This is a genomic window from Mycolicibacterium sp. XJ2546, assembly GCF_053483195.1.
On sequence record NZ_JBEFRW010000010.1, the window covers coordinates 78,036 to 101,769 of the forward strand.

The 23,734-nt window shown below is 68.6% G+C and carries 30 protein-coding genes; 20 read left to right on the forward strand and 10 right to left on the reverse strand.

Going from position 1 to position 23,734, the window contains the following annotated elements:
- Positions 1–2 precede the first annotated feature (2 nt).
- A complete protein-coding gene (locus tag ABQE44_RS17285; RefSeq protein WP_448391228.1) occupies positions 3–1,184 on the reverse strand; it encodes a thiolase family protein in 1,182 nt (393 codons plus the stop codon).
- 93 nt (positions 1,185–1,277) lie between these two features.
- On the opposite strand from ABQE44_RS17285, the gene ABQE44_RS17290 reads away from it, so the two are divergent.
- The 3 genes from ABQE44_RS17290 (at position 1,278) to ABQE44_RS17300 (ending at position 4,052) form a co-directional block, all read left to right on the forward strand.
- Positions 1,278–1,754 (forward strand): winged helix-turn-helix transcriptional regulator, encoded by a 477-nt coding sequence (locus tag ABQE44_RS17290; protein ID WP_448391229.1) that lies wholly within the window; start codon positions 1,278–1,280, stop codon positions 1,752–1,754.
- Between the two features lie 97 nt (positions 1,755–1,851).
- Complete coding sequence (locus ABQE44_RS17295; RefSeq protein ID WP_448431015.1) at positions 1,852–2,703, forward strand: DUF3097 domain-containing protein; 852 nt, start codon at positions 1,852–1,854, stop codon at positions 2,701–2,703.
- Positions 2,704–2,723: 20 nt separating this feature from the next.
- The gene (locus tag ABQE44_RS17300; RefSeq protein WP_448391231.1) at positions 2,724–4,052 is read left to right on the forward strand and encodes a replication-associated recombination protein A; all 1,329 of its coding nucleotides are present in this window, start codon (positions 2,724–2,726) and stop codon (positions 4,050–4,052) included.
- Between the two features lie 195 nt (positions 4,053–4,247).
- On the opposite strand, the gene ABQE44_RS17305 is transcribed toward ABQE44_RS17300, so the two are convergent.
- Complete coding sequence (locus tag ABQE44_RS17305) at positions 4,248–4,559, reverse strand: GlsB/YeaQ/YmgE family stress response membrane protein (protein WP_448391232.1); 312 nt, start codon at positions 4,557–4,559, stop codon at positions 4,248–4,250.
- Positions 4,560–4,653: 94 nt separating this feature from the next.
- Here ABQE44_RS17305 and ABQE44_RS17310 point away from each other — a divergent pair, with 94 nt between their 5' ends.
- From ABQE44_RS17310 to ABQE44_RS17355, 10 genes are all read left to right on the forward strand, one after another.
- Positions 4,654–5,085 carry a secondary thiamine-phosphate synthase enzyme YjbQ gene (locus ABQE44_RS17310; RefSeq protein WP_448391233.1) on the forward strand — a complete coding sequence of 144 codons (432 nt, stop codon included), beginning with the start codon at positions 4,654–4,656 and terminating at the stop codon, positions 5,083–5,085.
- Between the two features lie 126 nt (positions 5,086–5,211).
- Positions 5,212–7,905, forward strand: a complete 2,694-nt coding sequence (alaS, locus tag ABQE44_RS17315) for an alanine--tRNA ligase (protein ID WP_448431017.1) — start codon at positions 5,212–5,214, stop codon at positions 7,903–7,905.
- 4 nt (positions 7,906–7,909) lie between these two features.
- Complete coding sequence (gene ruvX / locus ABQE44_RS17320; RefSeq protein WP_448391235.1) at positions 7,910–8,425, forward strand: Holliday junction resolvase RuvX; 516 nt, start codon at positions 7,910–7,912, stop codon at positions 8,423–8,425.
- A complete protein-coding gene (locus ABQE44_RS17325; RefSeq protein ID WP_448391236.1) occupies positions 8,418–9,662 on the forward strand; it encodes an endolytic transglycosylase MltG in 1,245 nt (414 codons plus the stop codon). Before ruvX ends, ABQE44_RS17325 begins: the two co-directional genes overlap by 8 nt.
- A gap of 5 nt (positions 9,663–9,667) precedes the next feature.
- Entirely contained in the window at positions 9,668–10,492 is an 825-nt protein-coding gene (locus ABQE44_RS17330) for a shikimate dehydrogenase (protein WP_448431019.1), read from the forward strand.
- Positions 10,493–10,595: 103 nt separating this feature from the next.
- Positions 10,596–11,024 carry a prepilin peptidase gene (locus tag ABQE44_RS17335; protein WP_448431021.1) on the forward strand — a complete coding sequence of 143 codons (429 nt, stop codon included), beginning with the start codon at positions 10,596–10,598 and terminating at the stop codon, positions 11,022–11,024.
- A gap of 69 nt (positions 11,025–11,093) precedes the next feature.
- Positions 11,094–11,462 (forward strand): nuclear transport factor 2 family protein, encoded by a 369-nt coding sequence (locus ABQE44_RS17340; protein ID WP_448431023.1) that lies wholly within the window; start codon positions 11,094–11,096, stop codon positions 11,460–11,462.
- Entirely contained in the window at positions 11,459–11,950 is a 492-nt protein-coding gene (locus tag ABQE44_RS17345) for a DUF3237 domain-containing protein (protein ID WP_448431025.1), read from the forward strand. The genes ABQE44_RS17340 and ABQE44_RS17345 overlap by 4 nt, the downstream gene beginning before the upstream one ends.
- A gap of 5 nt (positions 11,951–11,955) precedes the next feature.
- A complete protein-coding gene (locus tag ABQE44_RS17350) occupies positions 11,956–12,432 on the forward strand; it encodes a nitroreductase/quinone reductase family protein (RefSeq protein ID WP_448391241.1) in 477 nt (158 codons plus the stop codon).
- A 20-nt stretch (positions 12,433–12,452) separates the two neighbouring features.
- Positions 12,453–13,055, forward strand: a complete 603-nt coding sequence (locus ABQE44_RS17355; RefSeq protein WP_448391242.1) for a TetR/AcrR family transcriptional regulator — start codon at positions 12,453–12,455, stop codon at positions 13,053–13,055.
- Here the strand turns inward: ABQE44_RS17355 and ABQE44_RS17360 are convergent.
- Genes ABQE44_RS17360 through ABQE44_RS17380 form a run of 5 tightly spaced genes read right to left on the reverse strand, consistent with a single transcriptional unit; the run spans position 13,052 to position 15,404 of the window.
- Positions 13,052–13,261, reverse strand: a complete 210-nt coding sequence (locus ABQE44_RS17360; protein WP_448391243.1) for a CbtB domain-containing protein — start codon at positions 13,259–13,261, stop codon at positions 13,052–13,054. The two genes, ABQE44_RS17355 and ABQE44_RS17360, sit on opposite strands and share 4 nt — an antisense overlap.
- Positions 13,254–13,544: a nitrile hydratase accessory protein gene (locus tag ABQE44_RS17365; protein ID WP_448391244.1), complete on the reverse strand. Its 291-nt coding sequence runs from the start codon at positions 13,542–13,544 to the stop codon at positions 13,254–13,256. The genes ABQE44_RS17360 and ABQE44_RS17365 overlap by 8 nt, the downstream gene beginning before the upstream one ends.
- On the reverse strand, positions 13,541–14,161 hold the full coding sequence (nthA, locus tag ABQE44_RS17370) for a nitrile hydratase subunit alpha (RefSeq protein WP_448391245.1): 621 nt from the start codon (positions 14,159–14,161) through the stop codon (positions 13,541–13,543). The genes ABQE44_RS17365 and nthA overlap by 4 nt, the downstream gene beginning before the upstream one ends.
- Complete coding sequence (gene nthB / locus ABQE44_RS17375) at positions 14,158–14,895, reverse strand: nitrile hydratase subunit beta (RefSeq protein ID WP_448431027.1); 738 nt, start codon at positions 14,893–14,895, stop codon at positions 14,158–14,160. Before nthB ends, nthA begins: the two co-directional genes overlap by 4 nt.
- Entirely contained in the window at positions 14,895–15,404 is a 510-nt protein-coding gene (locus tag ABQE44_RS17380; RefSeq protein WP_448391247.1) for a DUF1097 domain-containing protein, read from the reverse strand. Before ABQE44_RS17380 ends, nthB begins: the two co-directional genes overlap by 1 nt.
- Positions 15,405–15,522: 118 nt before the next feature.
- Between ABQE44_RS17380 and aroC the strand changes: the two genes are divergently transcribed.
- From aroC to aroQ, 4 genes are read left to right on the forward strand one after another with little or no spacing between them, the layout of a single operon-like run.
- Entirely contained in the window at positions 15,523–16,734 is a 1,212-nt protein-coding gene (gene aroC / locus ABQE44_RS17385; protein ID WP_448391248.1) for a chorismate synthase, read from the forward strand.
- Positions 16,734–17,381: a shikimate kinase gene (locus ABQE44_RS17390; RefSeq protein ID WP_448391249.1), complete on the forward strand. Its 648-nt coding sequence runs from the start codon at positions 16,734–16,736 to the stop codon at positions 17,379–17,381. The genes aroC and ABQE44_RS17390 overlap by 1 nt, the downstream gene beginning before the upstream one ends.
- Positions 17,374–18,462 carry a 3-dehydroquinate synthase gene (gene aroB, locus ABQE44_RS17395; protein WP_448391250.1) on the forward strand — a complete coding sequence of 363 codons (1,089 nt, stop codon included), beginning with the start codon at positions 17,374–17,376 and terminating at the stop codon, positions 18,460–18,462. The genes ABQE44_RS17390 and aroB overlap by 8 nt, the downstream gene beginning before the upstream one ends.
- Entirely contained in the window at positions 18,459–18,923 is a 465-nt protein-coding gene (gene aroQ, locus ABQE44_RS17400) for a type II 3-dehydroquinate dehydratase (RefSeq protein WP_448391251.1), read from the forward strand. The genes aroB and aroQ overlap by 4 nt, the downstream gene beginning before the upstream one ends.
- Here aroQ and ABQE44_RS17405 read toward each other — a convergent pair.
- Both ABQE44_RS17405 and ABQE44_RS17410 read right to left on the reverse strand, forming a co-directional pair.
- Entirely contained in the window at positions 18,851–19,747 is an 897-nt protein-coding gene (locus tag ABQE44_RS17405) for a hypothetical protein (RefSeq protein WP_448391252.1), read from the reverse strand. The two genes, aroQ and ABQE44_RS17405, sit on opposite strands and share 73 nt — an antisense overlap.
- A gap of 22 nt (positions 19,748–19,769) precedes the next feature.
- Positions 19,770–20,315, reverse strand: a complete 546-nt coding sequence (locus ABQE44_RS17410; protein ID WP_448391253.1) for a B-4DMT family transporter — start codon at positions 20,313–20,315, stop codon at positions 19,770–19,772.
- Between the two features lie 33 nt (positions 20,316–20,348).
- Here ABQE44_RS17410 and ABQE44_RS17415 point away from each other — a divergent pair, with 33 nt between their 5' ends.
- Genes ABQE44_RS17415 through nusB form a run of 3 tightly spaced genes read left to right on the forward strand, consistent with a single transcriptional unit; the run spans position 20,349 to position 22,530 of the window.
- Positions 20,349–21,437 carry an aminopeptidase P family protein gene (locus tag ABQE44_RS17415; RefSeq protein ID WP_448391254.1) on the forward strand — a complete coding sequence of 363 codons (1,089 nt, stop codon included), beginning with the start codon at positions 20,349–20,351 and terminating at the stop codon, positions 21,435–21,437.
- Positions 21,438–21,455: 18 nt separating this feature from the next.
- Complete coding sequence (efp, locus tag ABQE44_RS17420; RefSeq protein ID WP_448391255.1) at positions 21,456–22,019, forward strand: elongation factor P; 564 nt, start codon at positions 21,456–21,458, stop codon at positions 22,017–22,019.
- Positions 22,012–22,530 (forward strand): transcription antitermination factor NusB, encoded by a 519-nt coding sequence (gene nusB / locus ABQE44_RS17425; RefSeq protein WP_448431029.1) that lies wholly within the window; start codon positions 22,012–22,014, stop codon positions 22,528–22,530. Before efp ends, nusB begins: the two co-directional genes overlap by 8 nt.
- 12 nt (positions 22,531–22,542) lie before the next feature.
- Here the strand turns inward: nusB and ABQE44_RS17430 are convergent, their stop codons facing one another.
- Positions 22,543–23,610 carry a cytochrome D1 domain-containing protein gene (locus ABQE44_RS17430; protein ID WP_448431031.1) on the reverse strand — a complete coding sequence of 356 codons (1,068 nt, stop codon included), beginning with the start codon at positions 23,608–23,610 and terminating at the stop codon, positions 22,543–22,545.
- Between the last annotated feature and the right edge of the window lie 124 nt (positions 23,611–23,734).

Here is a 23,734-nt window from a genome sequence, read left to right on the forward strand (position 1 = left end):
GACTAGAGCCGCTCGATGATCGTGGCGTTGGCCATGCCGCCGCCCTCACACATCGTCTGCAACGCGTACCGGCCGCCGCGCTGCTCCAGCGCGTTGACCAGCGTGGTCATCAGGCGTGCGCCGCTGGCGCCCAACGGGTGACCGATCGCGACCGCGCCGCCGTGCACGTTGGTCTTGGCCAGGTCGGCGCCGACGTCGCGGGCCCACGCCAGCACCACCGGGGCGAAGGCTTCGTTGACCTCGAACAGATCGATGTCCTCGAGCGTCAAACCTGCACGCTGCAGCACCTTTTCGGTCGCGGGAATGACGCCGGTCAGCATGTACAGCGGATCGGAGCCTACGACGGTCATCGAGTGGATGCGGGCGAGCGGTTGCAGGCCCAGCCGCGCGGCCACCTCGCTGCTGGCGATCAGCACCGCTGCGCTGCCGTCCGACAGCGGTGACGAGTTACCCGGGGTAATCTGCCAGCCGATCTGCGGGAACCGCTGCTCATACGCCGGGTTGTAGAACGCGGGCTGCAACGTGGCGAGGGTGTCCACCGTCGTGCCCGGGCGGATGATCTCGTCGGTGACCAGCCCGGCGATCGGGGTCAGCTCATTGTCGAAGCGGCCTTCTTTCGTAGCGGCGGCGGCTTTCTCGTGGCTGCTCGCGGCGAACTCATCGAGTTGCTGACGGGACAGGCCCCACTTGGCGGCGATCAGCTCGGCGCTGATGCCCTGCGGCACAAGGCCTTCAGGATAGCGGTGCGCCATCGCCCCGAACGGGTCGCTGCCGGGTAGCACGCTGGATCCCATCGGCGTCCGCGACATCGACTCGACACCTGCGGCCACCACGATGTCGTAGGCGCCGGAGAGCACCCCCTGCGCGGCGAAGTGGATCGCCTGTTGGCTGCTGCCGCACTGCCTGTCGATGGTGGTGGCGGGCACCGTCTCCGGAAATCCTGCGGCCAGCACGGCGTTGCGGGCAATGTTGGCCGCTTGATCGCCGACCTGGGTGACGGCGCCGGCGATGACGTCGTCGATCTGGCCCGGGTCTATTCCGGTGCGCGCCACCAGTTCCTTGAGGCTGTGGGCGAGGAGGTCGACGGGCAGCGCGTCGTGCAGCGCTCCGTTGGCCTTGCCCTTTCCGATCGGTGTGCGTACCGCGTCGACGATGACCGCGTCGCGGCCCGAATGTCCCGTCATGGCTTTCTCCTCACTCCACGCTGAGTAATGCTTCCTATACTCAGCTATACACTCTGGGTATAGTAAGAACAACCCAGAGGTAGGGTGACTTCCATGACAGTGCTGGAGGGGCGGTTGGCCGACCGGGACGCCTGGTCGGCGGTGGGTGAGTGTCCGATCGAAAAGACGATGGCGGTGCTCGGGACGAAGTCGGCGATGCTCGTCATGCGCGAGGCCTACTACGGCACCACCAGGTTCGACGACTTCTGGCGGCGCGTCGGGATCACCAAAGCCGCGGCCGCCGCACGGTTGAACGACCTGGTCGAGGCGGGTCTGCTGGTCCGGCGGCCCTATCGGGAGCCCGGGCAGCGCAGCCGCGACGAGTATGTGCTCACCGACGCGGGCCGCGAGTTCATGCCGGTGGTGTGGGCGATGTTCGAGTGGGGGCGACGGCATCTGCCCAATCGCACCCCGCTGCGCCTGGCGCACAAGGGATGCGGTGCCGAGGCGACGGTGCAGATCCGGTGCGCCGCCGGCCACGTCGTCCCGCCCGACGAGCTTTCCGTCCGGATCGGCAGGCGGCGGACGTAGCGTCGCCGCGGCGAATGTGCGGCCTCATACGCCGCCACCGGCGTGTCGCGGGTGACTCCGCACATTCGGCAGGCGTCGATGACCCTACGATCACCCGGTGGCTGATCGCTATGGTTCCGACATCCTGGCCAACAACCCGCATCCCGGCAGGCTGCGCTCCACCGAGCAGCCGGTGGAGATGGGTCTGGTGGTCGAGGATGCCCAGACCGGATACGTCGGCGCGGTAGTCCGGATCGAGTACGGCCGAATGGAACTCGAGGATCGTCGCGGACGCAGAAAGCCGTTCCCGATCGGGCCGGGTTACCTCATCGACGGCCGGCCCGTCATCCTCACCGCGCCCAAGCGGGCCGCACCGAAGACCACCCGCACGGCTTCGGGTTCGGTGGCCGTGCCGGGCGCGCGAGCCAAAGTTGCCCGCGCCAGCCGCATCTACGTCGAAGGCCGCCACGACGCCGAACTCGTCGAACAAGTCTGGGGCGACGATCTGCGCATCGAGGGCGTCGTCGTCGAACACCTCGGCGGCGTCGACGATCTCGCGGCCATCGTCGAGGACGTCGAGCCGGCGCCGCACCGCCGGCTCGGTGTGCTCGTCGACCATCTTGTCGCCGGTTCGAAGGAGGCCCGCATCGCCAGCCAGATCGAGCAGGCGGTCCGCCGCGGGCCCGGCGGCGACCACACGCTGGTGGTCGGGCACCCGTTCATCGACATCTGGCAGGCGGTCAAACCGGCCCGGCTGGGCATCTCGGCGTGGCCGGTGATCCCCAAAGGCGTCGACTGGAAGCGGGGGGTGTGCCGGGCGCTGGGATGGCCGCACACCGAGCAGGCCGACGTCGCCCGGGCGTGGCAGCGCATCCGGGGCCGAGTGCGCGACTGGAACGACCTCGAACCGGCGCTCATCGGGCGCGTCGAGGAGCTGATCGACTTCGTGACAGCCGCGCCGCCGTCGTAGCGGCGTGGTAAGCAGGGATCGTGTCCGACGGTCTGTTCGACGTCCCCGGTGAGCCGAGCGTCACCGCGGGCGGCCCGGTCGGGGCGTCGACGCCGTTGGCGGTGCGGATGCGCCCGGCCACCCTCGACGAAGTGGTCGGCCAGGACCACCTGCTGCAACCGGGCTCGCCGCTGCGCAGGCTCGCCGAGGGCTCCGGCGCCGCCTCGGTCATCTTGTACGGCCCGCCGGGCACGGGGAAGACGACGCTTGCCGCGCTGATCTCGGGGGCCACCGGCCGTCGGTTCGAGGCGCTTTCGGCGCTGTCTTCGGGCGTCAAGGAAGTGCGCGCGGTCATCGACGTCGCACGGCGCGCGGCCGCCCACGGCGAGCAGACCGTGCTGTTCATCGACGAGGTGCACCGGTTCTCCAAGACCCAGCAGGATGCGCTGCTGTCGGCGGTGGAGAACCGCGTCGTGCTGCTGGTCGCGGCCACCACCGAGAACCCGTCGTTCTCGGTGGTCGCGCCGCTGTTGTCGCGGTCGCTGATCCTGCAGCTGCAGCCGCTGGACGCCGACGCGGTAGGCACCGTGGTGCGCCGCGCCATCGCGGATCCTCGAGGGCTCGGCGGCAAGGTCAAGGTCACCGACGAGGCCGTCGACCTGCTGGTGCAGCTGTCGGCCGGTGATGCGCGACGCGCGTTGACCGCGCTCGAGGTGGCATCGGAAACCGAGCAGGAGGTGACCGTCGCGACCATCGAGCAGTCGCTGGACCAGGCCGCGGTGCGCTATGACCGCGACGGTGACCAGCACTACGACGTCATCAGCGCGTTCATCAAATCGGTCCGCGGATCCGACGTCGACGCGGCGCTGCACTACCTGGCCCGGATGCTGGTGGCGGGGGAGGACCCGCGCTTTGTCGCCCGGCGGTTGATGATCCTGGCCAGCGAAGACGTCGGCATGGCCGATCCGACCGCGTTGCAGACCGCCGTCGCCGCCGCGCAGACGGTGCAGTTGATCGGCATGCCCGAGGCGCAGCTGACCCTGGCGCACGCCACTGTGCATCTGGCCACGGCGCCGAAATCCAACGCGGTCACCACGGCGCTGGGCGCCGCGATGAGCGACGTGCGTGCGGGCAAGGCCGGGCTGGTGCCGACCCATCTGCGCGACGGGCACTACTCCGGCGCCGAGAAGTTGGGCAACGCGATCGGCTACAAATACAGCCACGACGACCCCGACGGTGTTGTCGCACAGCAGTACCCGCCCGACGAACTGGTTGGCGTCGACTACTACCGGCCGACCAACCACGGCGTCGAACGTGAGATCTCCGCCCGCCTGGAGAAGCTACGGGCGATCATCCGCCGCAAGCGCTGACGTACTTACTTCCGCCGAGACCAACGTTTCGGTGGATTTCTCTCGCACGTTCCCGCCGGTTTGTCCCTTTCGGCGTCATACAACGGCAAAATGGGTTGCCGCCGGGGCGGCGCGGTGACCGAGGGACGCGCTGGGGGGACGCGCTCCACCCCGATCCGCCGACCCCGACGGCAACGTACACCCCGACTTTGGCGGCTACCGCCGCAGCATTCCGCCGCGGCGCGTGCCCACCACACCGGTGTTCCTCCGGCCCATCAGCGCGGCTACCAGCGCCACGCCGATCGCCGCGACGACCACCTGGACAAGCAGTTCCAACCAGTCGATACCGCTCGTCGCGGTCGGAATACCGAGCGCCCTGGCGAGCGCGGTGCCGATGAACGCAGCGACGATGCCGACCAGGATGGTAACTAGAAAGCCGATCGGTTGGCGGCCCGGCAAGACCAGGCGGCCCAGTACACCCACCACGATGCCGATGAGTATTGCCGTGATGACTCCGGTGATGGTCATATGTCCTCCAAGTCGGGCGTGGGAGTGCGATACCCGGCGCCCTCGCCGAATAAACGCGGGCGTCAATGCTCGGCGGCCTCGTAGGCTCGAAGGCGTGGACTCCGACGTGCTGACCATCGACACGACCCGAGACCGCATCGTCGACCTCACCGACGCGGTGCGCGACTTCTGCGGTTCCCGCGGTGACGGCCTGTGCAATGTGTTTGTCCCGCACGCCACCGCCGGCCTGGCGATCATCGAAACGGGATCGGGCTCCGACCACGACCTCGTCGACACGCTGGAGCGGCTGCTGCCCCGCGACGATCGCTACCGACACGCCCACGGCTCACCCGGTCACGGCGCCGACCACGTGCTGCCCGGGCTGGTGTCACCGTCGGTGACGCTGCCGGTGCAGGGCGGTGAGCCGCTGCTCGGAACGTGGCAGAGCGTCGTGCTCGTCGATTTGAACCGGGACAACCCGCGGCGTTCGGTGCGGTTGAGCTTCGTCGCCGGAGCCGCGGAGTCGGCGACATCCAATCGAGCCTGAGGCGGCACTGCCAGCCGCGCCCGTTCGTTGACCTTTCAGGACCGCCAACCGCGACCGGTACTGTAGTGCGGTCGCATAGTCGCAGGTACCTGCAGAACAACACACGACGGCGAGGACAGTAGCAACGTGCAGACACACGAGATCAGGAAGCGTTTCCTCGATCATTTCGTGAACGCGGGCCACGTCGAGGTGCCCAGCGCATCGGTGATCCTCGACGACCCCAACCTGCTGTTCGTCAACGCCGGCATGGTGCAGTTCGTCCCCTACTTCCTCGGCCAGCGCACCCCGCCGTGGAAGCGTGCGGTCAGCGTGCAGAAGTGCATCCGCACCCCCGATATCGACGAGGTCGGGGTCACCACCCGGCACAACACCTTCTTCCAGATGGCCGGCAACTTCTCGTTCGGCGACTACTTCAAGCAGGGCGCGATCGAATTTGCCTGGACGCTGCTGACCAACCCGGTCGAGGACGGCGGCTACGGTTTTGACCCCGAGCGGCTGTGGGCCACCGTCTACGTCGACGACGACGAGGCCGTCGCGCTGTGGCAGGAGGTCGCGGGCCTACCCGGCGAGCGGATCCAGCGTCGCGGCATGGCCGACAACTACTGGTCGATGGGCATCCCCGGACCGTGCGGACCGTCCTCGGAGATCTACTACGACCGCGGCCCGCAATACGGCATCGAGGGTGGGCCGGAAGCCAACGAGGACCGCTACATCGAGATCTGGAATCTCGTGTTCATGCAGAACGAGCGCGGCGAGGGCACCTCCAAGGAGGACTTCGAGATCCTCGGGCCGCTGCCGCGCAAGAACATCGACACCGGTATGGGCGTGGAACGGGTGGCGTGTCTGCTGCAGGATGTCGACAACGTCTACGAGACCGATCTCGTGCGCCCGGTCATCGACCTGGTCGCCGGCCTCGCCCCGCGCGGGTACGGCCAGGGCAACCACGATGACGACGTGCGCTACCGGATCATCGCCGACCACAGCCGCACCGCGGCAATCATCATCGCTGACGGGGTGAGCCCCGGCAACGACGGCCGCGGCTACGTGCTGCGCCGGCTGCTGCGCCGCATCATCCGGTCGGCGAAGCTGCTGGGCATCGAAGACCCGATCGTCGCCGACCTGATGGCCACGGTGCGCGACGCGATGGGCCCGTCTTATCCGGAACTGGTCAGCGACTTCGACCGCATCCAACGCATCGCGGTGGCCGAGGAGACCGCGTTCAACCGCACGCTGGCCTCGGGATCGCGGCTGTTCGAGGAGGCCGCCGGCGCGACGAAGGCTTCCGGCGCGACGGTGCTGTCCGGTGCGGACGCGTTCACGTTGCACGACACCTATGGCTTTCCGCTCGAGCTGACCCTCGAGATGGCCGCGGAGGCGGGCCTGTCCGTCGACGAGGAGGGGTTCCGCGGTCTGATGGCCGAGCAGCGCGCGCGGGCCAAGGCCGACGCGGCCGCGCGCAAGCAGGCCCACATGGACCTGTCGGCCTACCGCGATCTGGTCGACACCGGGCCCACCGAGTTCACCGGGTTCGACGAGTTGGTCTCTGAGGCAACGATTCTTGGGATCTTCGTTGACGGGCGACGGGTTCCCGTCGTCAACCGCGAAACCTCGGCCGGCTCCGAGCACGTCGAGCTGATCCTCGACCGCACACCGTTCTATGCCGAGTCGGGCGGGCAGATCGCCGACGAGGGCGACATCACCGGCACCGGCGCATCCGCCTCGGCGAAGGCCGCCGTCACCGATGTGCAGAAGATCGCCCGAACGCTGTGGGCACACCGCGTCAACGTCGAATCGGGCGAGTTCGTCGAGGGTGACACCGTCGTCGCCGCCGTCGACCCGCGGTGGCGCCACGGCGCCACCCAGGGCCACTCGGGCACCCACATGGTGCACGCGGCGCTACGACAAGTGCTGGGCCCCAACGCCGTCCAGGCCGGTTCGCTGAACCGGCCGGGCTACCTGCGGTTCGACTTCAACTGGCAGGGCGCGCTCACCGAAGACCAGCGCCACCAGATCGAAGAGGTGACCAACCAGGCCGTCGAGGCCGACTACGCGGTGCACTCGTTCACCACCGAGTTGGAGACGGCCAAGGCGATGGGCGCGATGGCGCTGTTCGGCGAGGCCTACCCCGACGAGGTCCGCGTGGTCGAGATCGGCGGACCCTTCTCCCTCGAGTTGTGCGGCGGCACGCACGTGCGCAATTCGGCGCAGATCGGCCCGGTGACGATCCTGGGTGAGTCGTCGGTGGGCTCGGGTGTGCGCCGGGTGGAGGCCTATGTCGGCCTGGACTCCTACCGCCATCTGGCCAAGGAGCGCGCGTTGATGGCGGGTCTGGCGTCGACGCTGAAGGTGCCGTCCGAAGAAGTGCCCGCACGGGTGGCCAACCTGGTGGAGCGGCTGCGCGCGGCCGAAAAGGAACTCGACCGGATGCGGCTGGCCAACGCAAAGGCCGCCGCGGCCAATGCCGCCGCGGGCGCTGAACTTATCGGTAAGGTCCGAGTCGTGGCGCAACGGATGGCCGGCGGGATGTCGGCCGCTGATTTGCGCACCCTGGTCGGTGACATCCGCGGCAAGCTGGGCAGTGACCCGGCGGTCGTCGCGTTGATCGCTGAGGGCGACAACGACAGCGTCCCGTTCGTGGTGGCGGTCAACCAGGCGGCCCAGGACCTCGGTCTTCGCGCCAACGACCTGGTCAAGCAGCTGGCAGCACCGGTCAACGGCCGCGGGGGCGGCAAGGCCGAACTGGCGCAGGGTTCTGGCAAGGGGGCGGCGGGGATCGACGCGGCATTGGCCGCGTTGCGCGCAGAGATAGACCGGAGCTGACCTCGTGGCCCAAACCGACCGCCTACCCGATCGGCCCGGACGTGCCCTCGATCCTCCGGACCCCGGCCCCGGACGACGGCTCGGCGTCGACGTGGGCACCGTGCGCATCGGGGTGGCGGTCAGCGACCCCGACGGCATCCTGGCCACCCCGCTGGAGACCGTGCGGCGCGACCGCACCGACCGCCATATCCGCCGGCTCGCATCGCTGGTCCACGAACTCGACGTGGTCGAAGTGGTGGTGGGCCTGCCCCGCACGCTCGCCGACCGCTCCGGCACGTCGGCTCAGGACGCCGTCGCGCTTGCCGACGCGCTGACCCGCCGGGTCGCGCCGACGCCGGTGCGGTTGGCCGATGAACGTCTCACCACCGTCGTGGCGCAGCGGTCGCTGCGCGAAGCCGGGATCCGCGCCAAGGGTCAGCGATCGGTGATCGACCAGGCGGCCGCGGTGGGGATTCTGCAGAACTGGTTGGATCAACGCCGCACTGCGAGGGGCCAGCACGGAGAGGTTGGGGATGTCTGACCAATGGAGCCGCGGACGTGCAGAGCCCGTCGCGGTCGGTCCGCCGAGGCGCCGCAGGACGCGCGCCGACCGGATCCGCGAGGCGCGGAGCCGGCGCAAGCGTCGGATCGTCGGCGGGTTGACGCTGGGAACGCTGATCGTGATCGCGGTCGCTGCGGTGTTCCTGGGCTCCAAGCTGTGGCACTCCTTCTTCGGCACCGGCAACGACTACGCCGGCGAGGGCGTCAACGACGTGGTCATCCAGGTCCACGACGGCGACTCCACCACCGCGATCGGGCAGACGCTTCAGGAGCACCGCGTCGTCGCGACAGTCGGGGCGTTCCTCAACGCCGCCGAAGGCAACACCGCGATCTCGTCGATTCAGCCCGGCTTCTACAAGGTCCGCACCGAGATACCGGCCTCCAATGCCGTTGAGCGCCTGACCGATCCGCAGAACCGGGTGGGCAAGCTGGTAATCCCCGAGGGTCGTCAGCTCGACGACGTGCGCGACGTCAAGACCAACGCGGTCACCGACGGCATCCTGTCGCTGATCTCGCGTGCCACGTGCGTGGATCTCGACGGGGAACGTCGCTGCGTATCGGCAGAGGATCTGAAGAACATCGCGACCGCCGCCCCGCCTGCGGCGCTGTCGGTGCCGGACTGGGCAACCGATGCCGTCACCGCGCTGGGCCCGGACCACCGCCGGCTGGAGGGGCTGATCGCGCCCGGCATGTGGAACATCGACCCGTCGGCGTCCCCGGAAGGAATTTTGTCGACGCTGATCGCGGCCAGCGCAAACCAGTACGCCCAGGGCGGGCTGCTCGACACCGCGATGGCGATGAACATGTCGCCCTATCAGGTGCTCACCGTCGGGTCGTTGGTGCAACGCGAAGCCACCCCCGAGGACTTCGGCAAGGTCGCCCGCGTCATCTACAACCGGCTGGCCGTGAACCGCACGCTGGAGTTCGACTCGACGGTGAACTATCCGCTCGACCGCATCGAGGTGGCCACCACAGACGCCGACCGCGCCCAGCACACCGACTGGAACACCTATGTGCGGCCCGGTCTTCCGGCCACGCCTATCTGCTCACCGGGGCAGCCGGCGCTGACCGCTGCCGAGCGGCCCGAGGCGGGGGACTGGCTGTACTTCGTCACCATCGACATGCAGGGCACCACCCTGTTCACCCGCGACTACGAGCAGCACCTGGCGAACATCGAGCTGGCCATGGGCAATGGCGTCCTCGACTCCGCGAGGTAAGCGATTTGTGTGCGTTTAAGCGCGCTGAGCGCAACAAATCGCACACAAATCGCCGGAAAGCCGGCGTGCTGGGGTCGCCGATCAGCCATTCGCGGTCCCCGCAGCTGCACCTGGCCGCCTACCACGCGCTGGGGTTGGCCGGCTGGACGTATGAGCGTATCGAGTGCACGGCCGAGCAATTGCCTTCTGTGGTAGGCGGTTTCGGGCCGGAATGGGTCGGCGTGTCGGTGACGATGCCGGGCAAGTTCGCGGCGCTGCGCTTCGCCGACGAACGGACCCCGCGCGCCGAACTGGTCGGCTCGGCCAACACCTTGGTGCGGACTGCCGACGGCTGGCGCGCCGACAACACCGACGTCGAAGGTGTCGCCGGGGCGCTGGGCGCGGCGTCGGGCCGGGCGGCGGTGCTGGGCTCAGGGGGCACCGCACCGGCCGTCGTCGCCGGTCTGGCCAAACTCGGCGTGCAGGACATCACGATCGTGGCACGCAACCCCGACAAGGCCCGCCCATTGGTCGATTTGGGCACCCGGCTGGGCCTCGAGACCCGCTGGGCCGTACTGGGCACACAACTGACCGGGATCGATGTGGTGGTCAACACCATCCCCGCCGATGTCGCCGCGCGATACGCGGACACAGTCGCCGGTGTTGCCGTGCTGCTCGACGCGATCTATGACCCCTGGCCGACGCCGCTGGCCGCCGCGGTCTCCGCCGCCGGCGGCCGGGTGATCAGCGGTCTGGAGATGCTGCTGCATCAGGCGTTCGCTCAGGTCGAGCAGTTCACCGGAATGCCCGCGCCCAGGGAAGCGATGCGGGCCGCGCTCGACTCGCATTAGGGCGCCCATTTCTGCCGGAAGGCTGTGGCACGGGGCTAATCCACGACCCTGGCGCAGAAAATCGGCGCATAGCGGTACCCGCTGACCGCGTTAGCCTTCGCACGTGGGGGCGGTGGCGTGCGCGGCGGTGCTGGCGTGGCTGGCGGCGCTGTGCATCTTCGACATCACCGAACGCCGGCTACCGAACTGGTTGACGGTGCCGGGCGCGGTGGCGATTCTCACGGGGGCGACGCTGGCGGGACGGGGCCTTCCGGCGGCGACGGGCGCCGTCACGTTGTTCGCGCTGTATCTGACCGTGCACCTGCTGGCGCCGACGGCGACGGGCGCTGGAGATGTGAAGCTTGCGGCCGGTGTCGGGGCGCTGACCGGAGCGTTCGGCGTCGATGTCTGGGCGCTGGCGGCACTGGGGGCACCGCTGCTGACCGCCGGATTGGCGATCGTCACGGCGGTTCGCCGTGGTGAAACCACTGTGCCGCACGGCCCTTCGATGTGCCTGGCCGCCGCGGCGGCGGTATCGCTCGCGGTGCTCTAGACCGCCGTTACCTACCCATGGTAGGTTAATACCTACTTAAAGTATGTAACTAAAGGAAACGGAGCCACCGTGGATCCCAAGGCCATCTCTGAGCGCTACTTCGCCGCATGGGCGGCACGCGACCCCGACGCGATCGTCGCGCTGCACACCGCCGACACCCGGTTCTGGACGCACATGGGCGGCGAGCCCGTCGTCGGACGCGAGAACGCCCGGACCGCCTTCGCTGAACTCTTCGAGCAGTTTCCGCAGTTCTCGTTCGAGGTCTACCGCGTCCTCTACGGCCAAGACCACTGGGTGCTGGACTGGGCGCTGATCTCCGGCGACATCCGGTTCGACTGCCTCGATATCGTCAACGTGTCACCCGATGGCCTGGTGGCCCGCAAGGACACCTTCATCGACGCGACGCAACTTCATGCGGCGCTGGAGAAGACGGCATGACCGCCGCGACGCCGGTCGAGCAGCTGCCGATGCTGACCGCGCTACCGGTGGAACACCTCTTCGACATGGGAGTCAATCTGCAACCGGCACAGGCGATCCCGACACCGTTGGGCACCCGGTTGACCTTCCACACGACCGGCGGCGTCATCGACGGCCCCCGGTTGCGCGGCGAGATCCTGCCCGGCGGCGGTGACTGGCTGATGGTCGGCAGCGACGGTGTCGGGCGGGTCGATGTACGCGCGACGCTGCGCAGCCACGACGGCGCGCTGATCCACTACCGCGCCGGCGGTGTCATCAAGATCCCGGCGGACGGGATGGAACGGCTGGCAGCGGGCGAGGTGTTGGGGTTCGACGAGACCTACGTGCGGACCACGCCGAGCTTCGAGACCGCCGACGAACGCTACGACTGGCTCAGCGAGGTGGTGGCCGTCGGCTACAACATCTTGTCGCCCAACCACATCGACTACCGCGTCTACCGGGTGCGCTGACCACGATGCCCGACCACCAACGCCTTGCCCGCCAATCCAATCGGGTGGTGCGCCGGTGGCCGCGCGCCCAGCGCGCCATGTCGCGAATGCACGCCCACCTGTACCGGATCAGCGGGGGCCGCTTCCTGCCCCGCTGGTTCGCGGGCGCTCCGGTGCTGGTGCTGCAGACCGTCGGGCGCCGCACCGGTGCAAACCGAAGCACACCGGTGCTTTATCTGCGCGACGGCGACGCGCTGGTGGTGATGGCCGCCAACGCCGGCGCCGCGCGTACACCCGCGTGGTGGCTCAACCTCAAGGCGGCCGGCAGCGGCGAGGTGATCGTCGGCCGCCAGCGGCGCACGGTGCGGCCCCGCGAACTAAAGGGCGCCGAGTACGACCGGCTGCTGCGACGATTCGTGCAGATGTACCCGCAGGCCGAGCACTATGCCGCGTTCACCGACCGGCCGCTGCCGCTGATCGCCTTGGAACCGAATACGGGATGAGCCCGGGCTATCGTCATGCTGTGGCGACGAACACGGCACGACGCACCCAGGCGCAGCGCACCGAGGCGACCACCGCCGCGCTGGTCGACGCCGCACGCGCACTGTTCGCCCGGGACGGCTACGACGCGACGTCGCTGGACGCGGTCGCCGCCCGCGCCGAGGTGACCAAGGGCGCGGTTTATCACCACTTCAAAGGTAAGCGGCAGCTGTTCGAGGCCGTGTTCGCCCGTCAGGTCGAGCAGATCATGACGCCGGTGGCGACCGCCTACGGCCGCAAGAAGGATCCGTGGGACGCGTTCGCGGCCGGCTGCCGCGCATTTCTCGACGAGTGCCTCGATCCCGGGCTGCAGCGGATCATGCTGCTCGACGCGTCCGCGGCGATCGGCTGGGAACAGGTCCGCCGCCTGGAGGCTCCGCTGCTGCAGATGATGGAGCGCGGCATCGCCAACGCGATCGACGCCGGCCGCATCGCCCGGCGACCGACGGGTCCGCTGGCCAACTTCCTCTACGGCGCGCTGTGTGAGACCGCGATGATCGTCGCCCGCGCCGACGACCAGAAGGCCGCCCACCGCCAGGCCCTCGCCGAGATCGACCGCGTGCTGGCCGCGCTGGCGCTGCACTAGTGGCATGGGAAGCCCAGCAGATGCCTTGCGTCGTGCACGAATTCGTGGATGACGGTGCTGGACCCGAACACTGACGTCGCACCCTGATCGAGCCCGACGAAATACAGCACCAACAACGCGACGAACGTGGTCGCGGTCAGCCAGCCGGCCGCGGCCAGACCGGCGATGCCGATCGACGTGCGGGCCAAGGGTGTGGTCTCAGCCATGGTCGTCTCCGTGGGCTCTCGCGGGCGCCGTCAGCAGTCGGTGATCGTCGATCACCTTCTCCAACGCGGCCACCCAGTGGTCGTAGTACTCCCAGTCGCCTCGGTCGGTCTCCGGCGCGTTCTCCCACCGGCCGATCGTCTCGATCAGGCTCTGCTGAAAGTCACTCCAGTCGAAGTGGCGGAACTCCGAGAGCGCCAACGCCAACCCGAACGCCCGGCGCTGCCACTCGTGATCGAACTGCGGCGCGGCCTGGTCGGTCCGGCAGGTCTCGTGCAGCATCACGCGGCCTTGCCCGCCAGCGCGACGCCCATCATGGACTCCGTCGTCACCAGCTCCATCAGCTCTTCGTCGGTGAAATTCTCGGTGCCCGAAGGACGCTCGGGGATGACAAACCAGCGTGAATGTCCGCTGCTGTCCCACACCTTGATCTCGGTATCAGCGGGCAGCTCCACCCCGATTTCGCTGAGCACCTTGCGCGGCTCGCGTGCCGCCCGTGACCGGAAGACCGGATCCTTGTACCAGTACGGCGGCAGGCCCAGCACCGGCCACGGAAAACACGAGCACAGCGTGCAGATGATCAGGTTGTGCACCCCGGGTGTGTTGGCGACGGCCTGCAGATGCTCACCCTCCGCGCCCGCCATGCCGTCGGGGAGATCGAGTTCGGCGATCGCCGCGGGCGTGTCGAGGACCACGCGGGCGGCGAACTCGGGGTCCGTCCACGCCTTGACCACGATCTTGCGTCCGTTCAGCGGTGTCATCTCCGACTCGAAGTAGGACAGCACCTTGTCCACGGTCTGGCCGGTGATCACCCCCTTCTCGATCAGAAGTGACTCAAGTGCAGCGACTTTAGCGGCGCTGGAGGATTCCCGGTCGTCCGGATAGTGGAACTGGTCGCTCATCGAACTCCTTCCAGATATGCCTCGAACAGTTCGGCGTAGATCGTCAGCGGGCCGTCTTCGGCGCGTTCTCCGAACAACTCCTCGGGCCCGAACGCGACGATGTAGATCGGCATCGGATCACCGATCCCGTCGCCGGTGTGGACGAAATAGCCGTAGTCGCCTTCGAAGATCCGCTCGATCGTGCCCTCGCGTGTGCGGAGGTAGCCGGGCAGCCGGGTGTGCGCTGCCGCGGGCACGTTGGTGACTCGGACCCGGTCGCCGACACTGAATTTCGGATGGGCGATATCGCGGCGTGGGCTGTCACCCTTGCGCAAATAGTCGATGACCTGATCATCGATGGCAGGGGCGGGGTCCGGCGACGATGGCACGCCCTCTGCGGCCAACTGCTCTTGGCGCGAATATAATTCGTCCTCGGTGACGTAGCCCTGGTCGATGAAGAACTGGGTGATTCCGCCCAACCACTTCTCGTAGTAACGAAACTTGAAGTAGTCGAACGGGTTCATCGCCTCGGCGCCGGTGCGCAGGCTGGCCCAGGTCCATTCGTCCTTGAACGCCGTCGGCACCTCGTCGATCGGATACTGCGCCAACGCCGAGCCGAGATGGTTGGACAATCCCATCATCGCGACGTGGATGCCGAAGATCCGCTTCTCCCACGGTTCGACGAACACCCGCTTCTCGAAGTTCAACGGCTCCGGCAGGCCCTCGAGGCCTCCGAGATAATGCTGCAGTTTCATTACGCCGGGCTGCCTTCCGCCGCGGGCTCACGAGTCAGTGCGTTGGCCACGAATTCGGACAGCAGCCCGAACGACGCGCCCAGCAGGCACGCCGTCGCGGCGACCAGCCCGGGATGCGACACCGACGTCACCGTGATGGTGTTGCCGGTGCCTGCCACCGTGGACACCGTGCTGGCGAACCCGACCACCACCGCCGGCGTCGTCGACAACAGCGGCACCCGGGACACCGCCACCATCAGCGCGCTGCCGACACCCACGGCGAACGCCGTCGCCCACAGGCTTGCGCCCATCAACTCCGCGGCATACAGGCTGGCCGAGGCGATCAGCACGCCGGCGAGGTTGCAGGACAGCGAGCGCACCCAGCCGGTGACCGCGCCACCGACGAAGAAGAACGACGCCCACGCCAAGAACACCACCCAGATCGGCACCGTGATGACCTCCGCGGTGACTACCACCGCCAGGCCACCGAGGACGCCGATGCTCAAGGTCAATGCGGTTCGGGATTCCATGCGCAACACTGTGACGCGTACCTGTTTCGCTCGCGTGACGCCCGTGTTGCGATTTCGGCGCGCCAACGCCCCCTCAGCGACCGGAAACGCGCCGAAATCGCCATGAGAGAATGGCTGCGTGTTGCGATGGACCACTGCTGGTGAATCCCACGGCCGCGCGCTGGTGGCCGTGGTCGAAGGCATGGTTGCCGGGGTCGAGCTGACCACCGCGGACATCGCCGCGCAGCTGGCCCGCCGCCGGCTGGGCTACGGCCGCGGCGCCCGGATGAAGTTCGAGCAGGACCAGGTCACCATGCTGGCCGGGCTGCGACACGGCGTCACGCTGGGCGGCCCGATCGCGATCCAGATCGGCAACACCGAATGGCCGAAGTGGGAGACGGTGATGGCGCCCGACCCCGTCGACGCGGCCGAGCTGGAAGACTCCGCGCGCAACGCGCCGCTGACCCGGCCGCGGCCCGGGCACGCCGACTACGCCGGCATGCTCAAGTACGGCTTCGACGACGCTCGCCCGGTGCTCGAACGCGCCAGCGCCCGCGAGACGGCGGCCCGCGTCGCCGCAGGCACCGTCGCCAAGCAGTTCCTCAAGCAGGCCCTCGGCATCGACGTGCTGTCCCACATCATCTCCATCGGAGCATCGGACCCCTACGACGGTCCGCCGCCGCAGATGTCGGATCTGGCCGCCATCGACGCCAGCCCGGTGCGCGCGTATGCCGAGGAGGCGGAAAAGTCCATGATCGCCGAGATCGAGGCCGCCAAGCGCGACGGCGACACGCTCGGGGGCGTCGTCGAGGTGGTGGCGCACGGCCTACCGGTCGGTCTGGGCTCGTTCACCAGCGGCGACAGCCGGCTCGACAGCCAGTTGGCGGGCGCGGTGATGGGCATCCAGGCGATCAAGGGTGTCGAGATCGGCGACGGCTTCGAGACCGCGCGCCGCCGCGGCAGCGCCGCCCACGACGAGATCTATCCCGGCGCCGACGGCATCGTGCGCTCCACCAACCGGGCCGGCGGCCTGGAGGGCGGCATGACCAACGGCCAGCCACTGCGGGTGCGCGCGGCGATGAAGCCGATCTCCACCGTGCCGCGCGCGCTGGCGACCGTCGACATGGCCACCGGCGGCGAGGCCGTCGCCATCCACCAGCGTTCGGACGTTTGCGCGGTACCGGCCGCCGGGGTGGTCGTCGAGACCATGGTGGCCCTGGTGCTGGCGCGAGCGGCGCTGCAGAAGTTCGGCGGCGACTCGCTGACCGAGACGCGGGCCAACATCGACAACTACCTGCGCACGGTGCGGGACCGCGAACCGTCCGCGCCGCCGGTGCAGGCGTCGGGCTGATGGCTCCCAAAGCGGTGTTGGTCGGCCTGCCCGGCTCGGGTAAGTCGACCATCGGACGCCGGCTCGCCAAGGCGCTGGACCTCACGATGCTCGACACCGACGTCGCGATCGAGCAGAAGACCGGACGCACCATCGCCGACATCTTCGCCACTAACGGCGAGCAGGAATTCCGCCGCATCGAGGAAGAGGTCATCCGCGACGCGCTGCAGACCCACGACGGCATCCTGTCGCTGGGCGGCGGCGCGATCACCACCGCAGGGGTGCGCGACGCGCTCAACGGCCACATGGTCATCTACCTGGAGATCAGCGCCGCCGAGGGGGTGCGCCGCACCGGCGGCAGCACGGTGCGTCCGCTGCTGGCCGGTGGTGACCGCAGCGAGAAATTCAAAGCGCTGATGGCCCAACGTGTTCCGCTCTACCGGCGGGTGGCCACCATGCGCGTCAACACCAACCGGCGCAATCCCGGCGCGGTCGTGCGCTACATCGTGACCCGGCTGGAGGATCCCGACGCACCCCCTCCGCCGCGCCGACGGCGCCGCCCGCCGTGGCGACGCGGACCGTCGTCGCTGACCGCCGAACCGAGCACCGCCGCGCCGCCGTCGCCCGCGACGCTCGCCGCTCGCAACCCGAAGGCCAACCGTGACTGAACCCGTGACCGTAGATGTGCACGTCGATCCGCCGTATCCGGTGATCATCGGGACCGGTCTGCTCAACGAACTCGAGCAGACGATGCAGGGCAGGCACAAGGTTGCCATCCTGCACCAGCCGGTGCTGGCGCAGACCGCAGAGGCGATCCGAAGCATGCTGGCCGACAAGGGAATCGACGCGCACCGTATCGAAATCCCCGACGCCGAGAAGGGCAAGGACCTGCCGGTAGTCGGGTTCATCTGGGAAGTGCTCGGCCGCATCGGCATCGGCCGCAAGGACGCGATCGTCAGCCTCGGCGGGGGAGCGGCCACCGACGTCGCCGGGTTCGCCGCGGCCACCTGGCTGCGCGGCATCGACATCGTGCACGTGCCCACCACGCTGCTGGGCATGGTCGACGCCGCGGTCGGCGGCAAGGCCGGCATCAACACCGACGCCGGAAAAAACCTGGTGGGGGCGTTCCACCAGCCTGCCGCGGTGCTCGTCGACCTGGCCACCCTGGAAACGTTGCCGCGCAACGAGTTGGTGGCGGGCATGGCCGAGATCGTCAAGGCCGGTTTCATCGCCGACCCGGTGATTCTCGACTTGATCGAGGCCGATCCCGAGGCCGCGTTGGACCCGAAGGGCGCGGTGCTGGCGGAACTGGTCCGGCGGGCGATCGCGGTCAAGGCCGAGGTGGTGGCCGCCGACGAGAAAGAATCGCAACTGCGCGAGATCCTCAACTACGGCCACACGCTGGCGCATGCCATCGAACGCCGCGAGCGCTACCAGTGGCGCCACGGTGCCGCGGTATCGGTTGGGTTGGTGTTCGCCGCCGAACTGGGCCGGCTCGCCGGGCGTCTCGACGACGACACCGCCGATCGGCACCGGTCGATCCTGACCGCGTTGGGGCTGCCGGTCAGCTATGACCCCGATGCGCTGCCGCAGCTGTTGGAGCACATGGCCGGAGACAAGAAGACCCGCGCGGGTGTGTTGCGGTTCGTCGTGCTCGACGGGCTCGCAAAGCCGGGCCGCCTGGAGGGCCCGGATCCGTCGCTGCTGGCCGCGGCGTACTCGGAGATCGCGGAGGGAGCACGCCCATGACCACGGTCCTGGTCCTCAACGGACCCAACCTCGGCCGGCTGGGCCGTCGCGAACCCGACGTCTACGGCAGCACCACCTACCAGGATCTGGTGGCGCTGATCGAACGCGAGGCCGCGGAGCTCAATCTCAAAGCCGTTGTGCGGCAAAGCGACAGCGAGGCCGAGCTGCTGAACTTCATCCATGCCGCCGCCGACGCCGGTGATCCGGTGATCCTGAACGCCGGGGCGCTCACCCACACCTCGGTGGCGTTGCGCGACGCCTGCGCCGAGCTGCGCGCGCCGCTTATCGAGGTGCACATCTCCAATGTGCACAAACGCGAAGAGTTTCGGCACCACTCCTACCTCAGCGCGGTCGCGACCGGTGTGATCGTCGGCTTGGGCGTGCAGGGCTACGCGCTCGCCCTGCGGTACCTGGCCAGCCTGGATGCCGAAGGACCTTCGGCGGTGCTGGGCACCGAATAGCAGATCGCGGTCGAGATGATCGTCGGCAGCGCCAGCGTGAGCAGAAGCACGCACACGACGATCACGAAGCGTGGGGCCGTCAGCCAGTCGTCGGGAATGCGCGCCAAGCTGACCGCCAACCACGACCCGCCGATCGCGAGCACGACGGTCCCGACCGTCGCGAACTTGATCGAACGCAACTCGAGCAGCGTGGGTTCGGCGATGTTGGACAACGACTTCCGCAAGGCCCGGGTGCGCAGCGACACCAGCGCGAAATCGGCCACGATGAACACCGCGCACGCGACGATGATGGTGCCCTCGATCCACGGCGCGGGTCGGTGGCCCAACATGAACCGCAGATAGTCGATCGACGTTTCCGACACGATCAACGTCGCCGTCATCGCGGCCGCGAACGTCAGCCAACCGCCGAGTTCGGCCATGAAGCAATACGCGCGGACGTCGTCGGCGTCCTGGTCGGTGACCTTGTTGACGGCGTGGCTGGCCAGCATCCAGCCCAGTCCGCCGAACAACGCCACCGCGCCTGCGGCCAGCATCCCCGTCGACACCGCGCCCTGCGTCCATGCGATCGCACACGTGGCGCGTCGGGCGCCGTCGGGCACCTGGGTTCCGGTGATCAGGCTGAACAGGAAGCTGTCCAGCATCAACACCAGCACGGCGGAGGAGAACAACGCCAGCGTGTGCACGCCTTCGCGGGTGTTCTTGTCGAACAGCAGGGCGATGGCGGTGATCAGAAACCCGCCGAGGACCCCGGCGAGTTGGGAATTCGAGGCCGCCGACGACAGCACGCTCCACTGGTCGGACGTGCAGAACTCGTCCGGGTTCACAGCGGGCGGCGATCAGCCTCGCTCAGGGTTGGTCCTCACGGCGCACTTCGCTGGTCTGGACCCCGGAGGTGTCGTCGGCGCGGACGGCGGCGAACACGTCGGTGTCCGCGCGGTCGTCATCGCCGTGGCGCAGGTGCGGGGTCTGGTCGGCCTTGCGGTCGACGAGCCAACGCCCGAGCGCGACGCCGGCGATGGCCAGTACGAACACCAGCAGCGCGGTGAACGCCGCGAACGTGGTGACCTCGTTGATCAACGCTTCGACGTAGAGCGCCTGGTAGAAGAGCGAGATGAACCACGCCACCACCCCGCTCACCACGCCCGCGAACAGGCCGGCCAGCAGCCACGTCATCGCCAGGTCGCCGCGGCGGTCCGGATCGGGGTTGGCCTTCGCGTCGGCGCGGCCGTCGGCCACCCCCCACACGAACACCGCGATGGCGTACAGCACGACCAGCACGACGCTGATCAAACCGGCCTTGGTTTCCCACGCGTTGATCATCGCTCCCTGCAGCAATCGCACGATCACCATCAGGGCCGCGAACACCAGTCCGCGCAGCAACCACTTACTCATGGGGGTTCACCTTAGCGAGTAGCTTCATCAGCTGTGACTATTTCACAGCGCAGGGCCCGGTTGCGTGACCGGCTCGCCGCCGCAGACCTCGACGCCATGCTGATATCGAACCTGGTCAACGTGCGTTACCTGGCCGGCTTCACCGGATCCAACGCGGCGCTGCTGGTCCGGGTGGACAAAGAAGCGCCGGTGCTGGCCACCGACGGGCGCTACCGCACCCAAGCCGCCCAGCAGGTCCCCGACGCCGAAATCGTCATCGACCGGGCATGCGGACCGCACCTGGCGCGCCGCGCCGCCGCCGACGGGGTGCGCCGGCTGGGCTTCGAAAGCCACGTGGTGACCGTGGACGCGCACACCGCGCTGGCCGACGCGGCAGGCGACGACGTCGAACTGGTGCGGGCGGCGGGCACGGTGGAAGGGCTGCGCGAGGTGAAGGATGCCGGTGAGGTCGCGTTGTTGCGGCTGGCATGCGAGGCAGCCGACGCCGCACTGGCCGACCTCGTCGAGCGCGGCGGGCTGCGGCCGGGCCGCACGGAAAAGGAGGTGCGCCGCGAGCTGGAATCGCTGATGCTGGACCACGGCGCCGACGGCCCCTCGTTCGAGACCATCGTGGCTGCCGGGGCGAACTCGGCGATCCCGCATCACCGGCCCACCGACGCGGTGCTGGCGGCCGGCGACTTCGTCAAGATCGACTTCGGTGCCCTGGTCAGCGGCTACCACTCCGATATGACGCGCACCTTCGTGCTGGGGCCGATCGCGGACTGGCAGCGCGAGATCTACGACCTGGTCGCCGCGGCGCAGCGCGCCGGGCGCGAGGCCCTGGTCCCTGGCACGTCGCTGCGCGAGGTGGACGCGGCGTCGCGGCAGGTCATCGCCGACGCCGGCTATGCGGACAACTTCAGCCACGGCCTCGGCCACGGCGTCGGGTTGCAGATCCACGAAGCGCCGGGAATCGGTGCGGCGTCCGCCGGTACACTGCTTGCTGGTTCCGCGGTGACCGTGGAGCCCGGTGTCTATCTGCCCGACCGTGGCGGCGTCCGCATCGAGGACACGCTCGTCGTTGGCGAATCGGGCACACCCGACTTGCTCACCCGGTTCCCCAAGGAACTGGCCATCCTCTGAACAGGAGTACAACCGACTGTGGCAACGACCGCCGACTTCAAGAACGGCCTCGTCCTGGTGATCGACGGCCAACTGTGGCAGATCGTCGAGTTCCAGCACGTCAAGCCCGGCAAGGGCCCGGCTTTCGTGCGGACCAAGCTCAAGAACGTGGTGTCCGGTAAGACCGTCGACAAGACCTACAACGCCGGCGTCAAGGTCGAGACCGCGACCGTGGACCGCCGTGATGCGACCTACCTCTACCGCGACGGCTCCGACTTCGTGTTCATGGATTCCGAGGACTACGAACAGAATCCGCTGCCCGAGTCGATGGTCGGCGACGCCGCCGACTACCTGCTGGAAAGCATGCCGGTGCAGATCGCCTTCCACAACGGCACGCCGCTGTACCTGGAGATGCCGGTCTCGGTGGAACTCGAGGTCACCCACACCGAACCCGGGCTGCAGGGCGACCGCTCCAGCGCGGGCACCAAGCCGGCCACCGTCGAAACCGGCGCCGAGATCCAGGTGCCGTTGTTCATCAACACCGGCGACAAACTCAAGATCGACACCCGCGATGGCAGCTACCTCGGCAGGGTGAATGCCTGATCGGCCCGACGCCGGCCAGATTGGTCGGCCCGACTCCGGCCAGATTGGTCGACCCGACCGTGGGCGGCATCAGGCCCGCAAACGCGCCGTCGACCTGCTCTTCGAAGCCGAAGCGCGCAACATCACCCCGGCCGAGGCCGCCGATGCGCGCAATGCCTTGGCGGACAAGCAATCCGACGTCGCACCGCTGAACCCGTACACGGTGACGGTGACCCGCGGCGTCACCGAGCACACCGCGCACATCGACGACCTGATCTCGGCGCACCTGCAGGGCTGGACCCTGGACCGGCTGCCCGCCGTCGACCGCGCGATCCTGCGGGTTGCGGTGTGGGAACTGCTCCACGCCGACGACGTGCCCGAACCGGTGGCCGTCGACGAAGCCGTCGAGCTCGCCAAACACCTGTCCACCGATGACTCACCGGGTTTCGTCAACGGCGTGCTGGGTCAGGTGATGCTCGTGACGCCGCAGATCCGGGCCGCCGCCCGAGCCGTGCGGGGCGACCGCGAGTAGCGCCCATCCGGCCTAGTGCCCATGGCCGTGGTCGGACGGTTGCTCGGGTGCGGGCAGGTTCAAGGTCGTGGTGGGTGCGGACGCCGGCGCGGGTGGTCGTGGCGAATAGCTGATGCCGTTGGGCTCGTGGCCGACCGGGATGGTCGCCGTCACCGACGCCTCGTCCAGGTCGATGGCCGACACCGTGTCGTCGAACGTGTTGGTCACCCAGGCCCGCGTCGCCGTGTCTTCGATGACGACACCGTGCGGCCCTGATCCGGCCTCGACGACCGCCCGCGGTGTCATGGTCTCGGTGTCGATCACCGAAACGGTACGGCCGGGCGTTTCGGCGGTTCCCTGGTTGGCGCTCAGCACCGCGTCTTCCTCGCCGCTCAAGTACACCTGCACCGGCGGTGTCGGAACGTCCGTGCTGCCGACCACCTTCTGCGTGGTCAGGTCGACCTTCACCACCTTCGGGGGCTCGCTGACGCTGCTGTAGACGTAGCGGCCGTCGGCGGAGACGCCGACCTGTGCCGGTTCGGTGCCCACCGGCACGGAGCCGGTGCGCGAATGGGTCGTCGGGTCGATCAGATCGAGCCGGCCTTCCATATTGGCGACGACGATCACCGAACCGTCGGCCGCCGCCCGAAGTCCGTGCGGCATACCGCCCACGTCGATGGTGGCCACGGGCGTCAACTCCGCACCCCGATAGACCGACACCGTGCCGTCTCCGGCGTTGGTCACATACACGTTGCCGTTCGGGGCCTCGATCACATGCGCGGGCGCAGGCCCGGTCGGGGCCACGGCCTTGACCGCATACGCCGCGGCGTCGATCGCGACCACCGTGTTGGTACTGCCGCTCACCGCATAGGCGATGTCCCCACCGGAACCCAGTTGAACGTTGTGGGGTGCCTTGACGCCCTCGATCGTCATCACGACCGCATCGGTGGCGGCGTCGACGACCGAGAGGCTGTCGGCGCCCTCGTTGGCGACCCACACCGAGCCGGACACCGCGGGCTGCGGTTGGCCCTGCTCGTTGGGTTCACCGGTCTGCTCGGCGCACGCCGCGAGCATTCCTGCGACCAGGAGGACAACCGACACGATGGCGACGCGAAACCGCACTGACATCATCTCCTTCAGCCAATGCCCAGCATGGCCCGCCGCGCGGCGCAACGCCAGTGGCCGCCGTTGCCGCGGTCGGCCCGGCAAGGTCGTTAGGCTCAGG

Excerpts from the sequence above, each read along its gene's own strand:
- ABQE44_RS17285 (WP_448391228.1), bottom strand. The coding sequence starts at position 1,184 with ATGACGGGACATTCGGGCCGCGACGCGGTCATCGTCGACGCGGTACGC.
- ABQE44_RS17290 (WP_448391229.1), top strand. The coding sequence starts at position 1,278 with ATGACAGTGCTGGAGGGGCGGTTGGCCGACCGGGACGCCTGGTCGGCG.
- ABQE44_RS17305 (WP_448391232.1), bottom strand. The coding sequence starts at position 4,559 with ATGACCATCACCGGAGTCATCACGGCAATACTCATCGGCATCGTGGTG.
- ABQE44_RS17325 (WP_448391236.1), top strand. The coding sequence starts at position 8,418 with ATGTCTGACCAATGGAGCCGCGGACGTGCAGAGCCCGTCGCGGTCGGT.
- ABQE44_RS17345 (WP_448431025.1), top strand. The coding sequence starts at position 11,459 with ATGACCGCCGCGACGCCGGTCGAGCAGCTGCCGATGCTGACCGCGCTA.
- ABQE44_RS17350 (WP_448391241.1), top strand. The coding sequence starts at position 11,956 with ATGCCCGACCACCAACGCCTTGCCCGCCAATCCAATCGGGTGGTGCGC.
- ABQE44_RS17360 (WP_448391243.1), bottom strand. The coding sequence starts at position 13,261 with ATGGCTGAGACCACACCCTTGGCCCGCACGTCGATCGGCATCGCCGGT.
- nthA (WP_448391245.1), bottom strand. The coding sequence starts at position 14,161 with ATGAGCGACCAGTTCCACTATCCGGACGACCGGGAATCCTCCAGCGCC.
- nthB (WP_448431027.1), bottom strand. The coding sequence starts at position 14,895 with ATGAAACTGCAGCATTATCTCGGAGGCCTCGAGGGCCTGCCGGAGCCG.
- ABQE44_RS17380 (WP_448391247.1), bottom strand. The coding sequence starts at position 15,404 with ATGGAATCCCGAACCGCATTGACCTTGAGCATCGGCGTCCTCGGTGGC.
- ABQE44_RS17390 (WP_448391249.1), top strand. The coding sequence starts at position 16,734 with ATGGCTCCCAAAGCGGTGTTGGTCGGCCTGCCCGGCTCGGGTAAGTCG.
- aroQ (WP_448391251.1), top strand. The coding sequence starts at position 18,459 with ATGACCACGGTCCTGGTCCTCAACGGACCCAACCTCGGCCGGCTGGGC.
- ABQE44_RS17410 (WP_448391253.1), bottom strand. The coding sequence starts at position 20,315 with ATGAGTAAGTGGTTGCTGCGCGGACTGGTGTTCGCGGCCCTGATGGTG.
- nusB (WP_448431029.1), top strand. The coding sequence starts at position 22,012 with ATGCCTGATCGGCCCGACGCCGGCCAGATTGGTCGGCCCGACTCCGGC.